Source organism: Kluyvera ascorbata ATCC 33433 (assembly GCF_000735365.1).
In the GTDB taxonomy this organism is placed as follows: domain Bacteria; phylum Pseudomonadota; class Gammaproteobacteria; order Enterobacterales; family Enterobacteriaceae; genus Kluyvera; species Kluyvera ascorbata.
This window is the reverse complement of record NZ_JMPL01000192.1, coordinates 1-4,800: the sequence shown is the minus strand read 5'-3', so window position 1 is coordinate 4,800 and position 4,800 is coordinate 1. Positions and strand designations below refer to the sequence as shown.

4 protein-coding genes and 1 pseudogene are annotated in these 4,800 nt (G+C 57.4%); 2 read left to right on the top strand and 3 right to left on the bottom strand.

Going from position 1 to position 4,800, the window contains the following annotated elements; all coding sequences use genetic code 11:
- The 3 genes from GKAS_RS22760 to GKAS_RS22750 all read right to left on the bottom strand — a co-directional run.
- Positions 1-236, bottom strand: a 236-nt coding sequence (locus tag GKAS_RS22760) for a fructose PTS transporter subunit IIB (protein WP_035897730.1), incomplete at its 3' end; no start/stop codon positions are given.
- A gap of 92 nt (positions 237-328) precedes the next feature.
- Entirely contained in the window at positions 329-649 is a 321-nt protein-coding gene (locus GKAS_RS22755; protein ID WP_035897728.1) for a PTS fructose-like transporter subunit IIB, read from the bottom strand.
- 18 nt (positions 650-667) lie between these two features.
- Positions 668-1,747 (bottom strand): PTS fructose transporter subunit EIIC, encoded by a 1,080-nt coding sequence (locus GKAS_RS22750; protein WP_035897726.1) that lies wholly within the window; start codon positions 1,745-1,747, stop codon positions 668-670.
- Positions 1,748-2,058: 311 nt separating this feature from the next.
- On the opposite strand from GKAS_RS22750, the pseudogene ptsP reads away from it, so the two are divergent.
- Together ptsP and GKAS_RS22740 are read left to right on the top strand one after the other, a co-directional pair.
- A pseudogene (gene ptsP, locus GKAS_RS22745) lies at positions 2,059-4,561 on the top strand (phosphoenolpyruvate--protein phosphotransferase).
- Positions 4,562-4,572: 11 nt separating this feature from the next.
- Positions 4,573-4,800 (top strand): transaldolase family protein (locus tag GKAS_RS22740; RefSeq protein WP_035897724.1); only part of this gene is annotated, 228 nt, incomplete at its 3' end.

Below are 4,800 nucleotides of genomic sequence, written 5' to 3'. Positions count from 1 at the left end.
AAACGGTCTGCACCGTTCAGCTCAATATCGGTAATCAGGAGCACCGCGTCTGCACGGCGGATGTCCTCTTCCGTCAGCGCATTTTCAATGCCGAGCGCACCTTGCGTTTCTATCTTTATCGTCCACTTTTCCTGCTGACAGAGTTTTTCCAGACGTTCCGCCGCCATATACGTGTGGGCAACCCCACTGACGCAGGCCGTTACTGCCACTAGCATTCTTCCGCTCGTTACCGTCATCGTCTCCTCCTTGCAGAAAACAAACGCTGGCGGGCGCAAAAAATCCTTTCGCGCCCGCCAGTTGCTGAGTTTCTATTGTATCGGGGTCAAACTTACGCGCTTTGCGCTAAGTGTGCCTCGATCTTATTCATAATAGCGTCGGCGCGTTTAACCGCATCGCTAATATTCACCCGCACGATGGTTTTCCCTGTAAAACGCTCTTCGGCCTTAATGCCGATATCTTTGGTCAGAATCACCATGTCGGCTGCGGCTACATCGCTCGCCGTCAGCTCATTTTCCTGACCAATTGACCCCTGCGTTTCGACCTTCACGTTCCAGCCTTTCGATTTTGCCGCACTCTCCAGCGCTTCCGCTGCCATGTAAGTGTGTGCTACACCGGAAGGACAAGCTGTTACCGCAATAATATTGGTCATAATCTTCTACCTTCTCAATTAGTTAATTTCAAAATCTAAATCTAAGTCGTCTTCTTTTTCGACAACCGCTTTTTTGTTCTTACGCGCCAGGCTTTTCAGGACGTTGACGCTAACCGCCGTCACTACCGCACCAACCACAATCGCTAGCAGGTAGCCCAGCTTGCCTTCAACCACCGGCAGGACAATCAAGCCGCCCCACCCGGCGTAGCACTGTGCCCCCATCAGCGCGGCGGTGACGGTGCCGCAGACGGAACCCAGTATAATGGAAGGGATGACGCGCAGCGGGTCGGCCGCCGCGAACGGAATCGCCCCTTCAGTTACCCCTACGCAGCCCATGACCAGCGCGGCTTTCCCCGCTTCACGCTCTTCATTGTTAAAGTTTTTACGGTTAATCAGCGTCGCTAGCCCCAAACCCAGCGGCGGAACGCAGATGCCGACGGCGGCAATCGCCACCACGGTATAGACGCCCTGAGAAACGCAGATCAGCATGAAAGCGTAGGCCACTTTATTCACCGGGCCGCCCATATCGAACGCCAGCATCAGGCCCATAATCACCGCCAGCACCACGATGCTGCCAGCCTGCATGCCTTGCAGCCACTGCGTCAGGCTGGAGGTCAGCAGCCCCACCGGCTCGCCCAGCCCCCACATCATGACGCCCGCGGTAATAAAGGTGCCGACGATAGGAATCACGAAGATAGGCATCACCGAGCGCAGCACTTTGTGCACCGGAATTTTCTTCAGGTAGTAGACCACGATGCCGCCAATAATCCCGGCAATCAGCGCGCCGAAGAAGCCCGCACCAAAGCTATTACCTACCCACGCGCCGATGGCGCAAGGCGCCAGCGCAGAACGTTCAGCAATCGAGTAACCAATGTAGGCGGCCAGGAACGGTACCATCAGCGTCAGGCCCGCGACGCCAATATCAAATAGCTTTTTCAGGTTAGGGTCGGTTGCTACATCAGGTACGGCCCCTTTGCCGTACAGCATGACGGAGACGGCCAGTAAAATGCCGCCTGCAACAACAAACGGGATCATGTGCGACACGCCAGTCATTAAATGCTGACGGGTGTTTTTGAGTATTTGCACCAATTCTTTCATCAGTCGCTCCTGGGCTTCTTCGGCCCATGTCTATTAGGGTGTTGTGGCAAACAATAGGCAATTGGCGGCGGGACAGACAGTGGATAAAAAGTGCATTTACTGGATTTTTGTAATGTCAGAAGAAAAATGCGAGCGACCTCAAAGTTAGCGCAACAACGCGCAAAACACACCAGGCGAGCAACCTGTGAGGTTGCTCGCATTTTCCAGCAGACCATACATTTGTCCAGTTTTTGACATAAATGTCAGATAGCATGGCCCTTCACAAGCCCCCTATTCTGTTACCCATATCGAATGATTTGGGAGAGAAGGTTATGGCATTGGTTGTTGAATTTGTCTGTGAATTACCGAACGGCGTCCACGCCCGCCCGGCCAGTCACGTGGAGACGCTGTGCAACACATTTAGCTGCGATATTGAGTGGCATAACCTGCGCACGGACCGTAAGGGCAATGCTAAAAGCGCGCTGGCGATTATCGGCACCGATACGCTGTCGGGCGATAGCTGCCGCCTGCTGCTGAACGGTGCGGATGAACAGAGCGCACATCAACGCCTCTCCGCCTGGCTGAAAGAGGAGTTTCCCCTGTGCGATGCGCCGCTGGCGCGAGGTTGCCAACGTCGAGCAGGAGGCACTGCCGGAGTCCTTAACTCGCCTCAACCCGACGCTATTTCGCGCGCTGCCGGTCTGCAACGGCAGCGCGGGCGGCGTGCTCACTCGCCTTGCGGCGCTGGATCTCAACAACCTCGGTGAACTGCCGCCCGCCAAAAGCGCAGAGCAAGAACAGGCAGCGCTGGATAGTGGCCTGACGCGGCTGGTCAGAACGCTGGAACTGCGGCTGTTAGACAACGACAGTACCGCCAGCGCCATCCTGGAAGCGCACCGTTCGCTCGCCACCGATACCTCGCTGCGCCAGCATTTACTGGCAGGCGTGAATAACGGTCTGAGCTGCGCGCAGGCCATCGTTGAGAGCGCCAACCACTTCTGCGCCGAATTTGCCCGCTCCAGCAGCAGCTATTTACAAGAGCGCGCGCTGGACGTGCGCGACGTCGGCTTCCAGCTGCTGCAACATATTTATGGTGAAGACCGCTTCCCGGCACCGGGCCAGCTTACCCAGCCGTCCATCTGCGTTGCGGAAGAATTGACCCCAAGCCAGTTCCTCGAACTGGACAAAACCCTGCTCAAAGGCCTGCTGCTGCAAAGCGGCGGCACCACCTCGCACACGGTCATTCTCGCTCGCTCCTTTAATATTCCGACCCTCGTGGGCGTGGAGATTGAAGCGCTGACGCCGTGGCAGAACCAGCCGGTTTATCTCGATGGCAACGCGGGCGCGGTGATTGTTGCCCCAACGGAGGCCATCTCCCGTTACTACCAACAGGAAGCACGCGTACAGGCCGCCATTCGCGAACAGCAAAGCGTGTGGCTGCATAAAGAAGCGCGCACCGCCGACGGCATTCGTCTGGAAGTTGCCGCCAACATTGCCCACTCCGTTGAAGCACAGGCGGCCTTTGGCAATGGCGCGGAGGCCGTCGGCCTGTTCCGCACCGAAATGCTCTATATGGACAGAGCCAGCGAACCGAGCGAAAGCGAGCTGTATAACATTTTCTGCCAGGCGCTGGAGTCCGCCGAAGGGCGTAGCATTATTATCCGCACCATGGACATCGGCGGCGATAAGCCGGTGGATTACCTCAATATCCCGGCGGAGAACAACCCGTTCCTTGGCTACCGTGCGGTACGCATTTATGAAGAGTACTCCGCACTGTTCACCACCCAGCTGCGCGCGATTCTCCGCGCTTCCGCCCACGGCAGCCTGAAAATCATGATTCCGATGATCTCCTCCATGGAAGAGATTTTATGGGTCAAAGAGAAGGTGGCCGAAGCTAAACAGCAGTTGCGCAGCGAACACGTGCCGTTTGATGAGCGCATTCCGCTGGGCATCATGCTGGAAGTGCCGTCGGTGATGTTCATCATCGATCAGTGCTGTGAAGAAATTGATTTCTTCAGTATCGGCAGCAACGACCTGACCCAGTATCTGCTGGCGGTTGACCGCGATAATGCCAAAGTGACTCGCCACTACAACAGTCTGAATCCGGCCTTCCTGCGCGCCCTCGATTTCGCCGTGCAGGCGGTGCATCGTCAGGGGAAATGGATTGGCCTGTGCGGCGAGCTGGGCGCTAAAGGCTCGGTACTGCCGCTGCTGGTTGGGCTCGGAATGGACGAAATCAGCATGAGCGCGCCGTCGATTCCGGCGACCAAAGCGCGTCTGGCGCAGCTCGACAGCCGCGCCTGCCGTCAGTTGCTCAACCAGGCAATGGCCTGCCGTACGTCGTTGGAAGTGGAGCATCTGCTCGCCCAGTTCCGCATGAGTCAGCAGGACGCCCCGCTGATTACCCCGCGCTGTATTTCGCTCGACAACGACTGGCGCAGCAAAGAAGAGGTCATCAAAGGGATGACCGACAACCTGCTGCTCGCCGGACGCTGCCGTTACCCGCGCAAGCTGGAAGCCGACCTGTGGGCGCGAGAAGCGGTCTTCTCCACCGGGCTGGGCTTCAGCTTCGCCATTCCGCACAGCAAGTCTGAACATATTGAGCAGTCGACCATCAGCGTCGCCCGCCTGCCCGCACCGGTGGCCTGGGGCGATGACGAGGCGCAGTTCATCATTATGCTGACGCTGAACAAACATGCCGCCGGAGACCAGCATATGCGCATCTTCTCGCGCCTGGCCCGCCGCATCATGCATGAAGAATTCCGCAGCGCTCTGGTTAACGCCGCCTCTGCCGACGCTATCGCCAGCCTGCTGCAACACGAACTGGAACTTTAAGAGGAAATAGCATGGAACTGTATCTGGATACCGCCAACGTACAGGAAGTGGAACGTCTGGCCCGAATTTTCCCGATTGTCGGTGTCACCACCAACCCGAGCATTGTGGCCGCCAGCCGCGAATCCATCTGGGACGTGCTGCCGCGACTGAAAAAAGCCGTGGGCGAAAACGGCACCCTGTTTGCCCAGACCATGAGCCGCACCGCCGAAGGCATGGTCGCCGACGCGCGTAAGCTAAAT

Excerpts from the sequence above, each read along its gene's own strand:
- GKAS_RS22755 (WP_035897728.1), bottom strand. The coding sequence starts at position 649 with ATGACCAATATTATTGCGGTAACAGCTTGTCCTTCCGGTGTAGCACAC.
- GKAS_RS22750 (WP_035897726.1), bottom strand. The coding sequence starts at position 1,747 with ATGAAAGAATTGGTGCAAATACTCAAAAACACCCGTCAGCATTTAATG.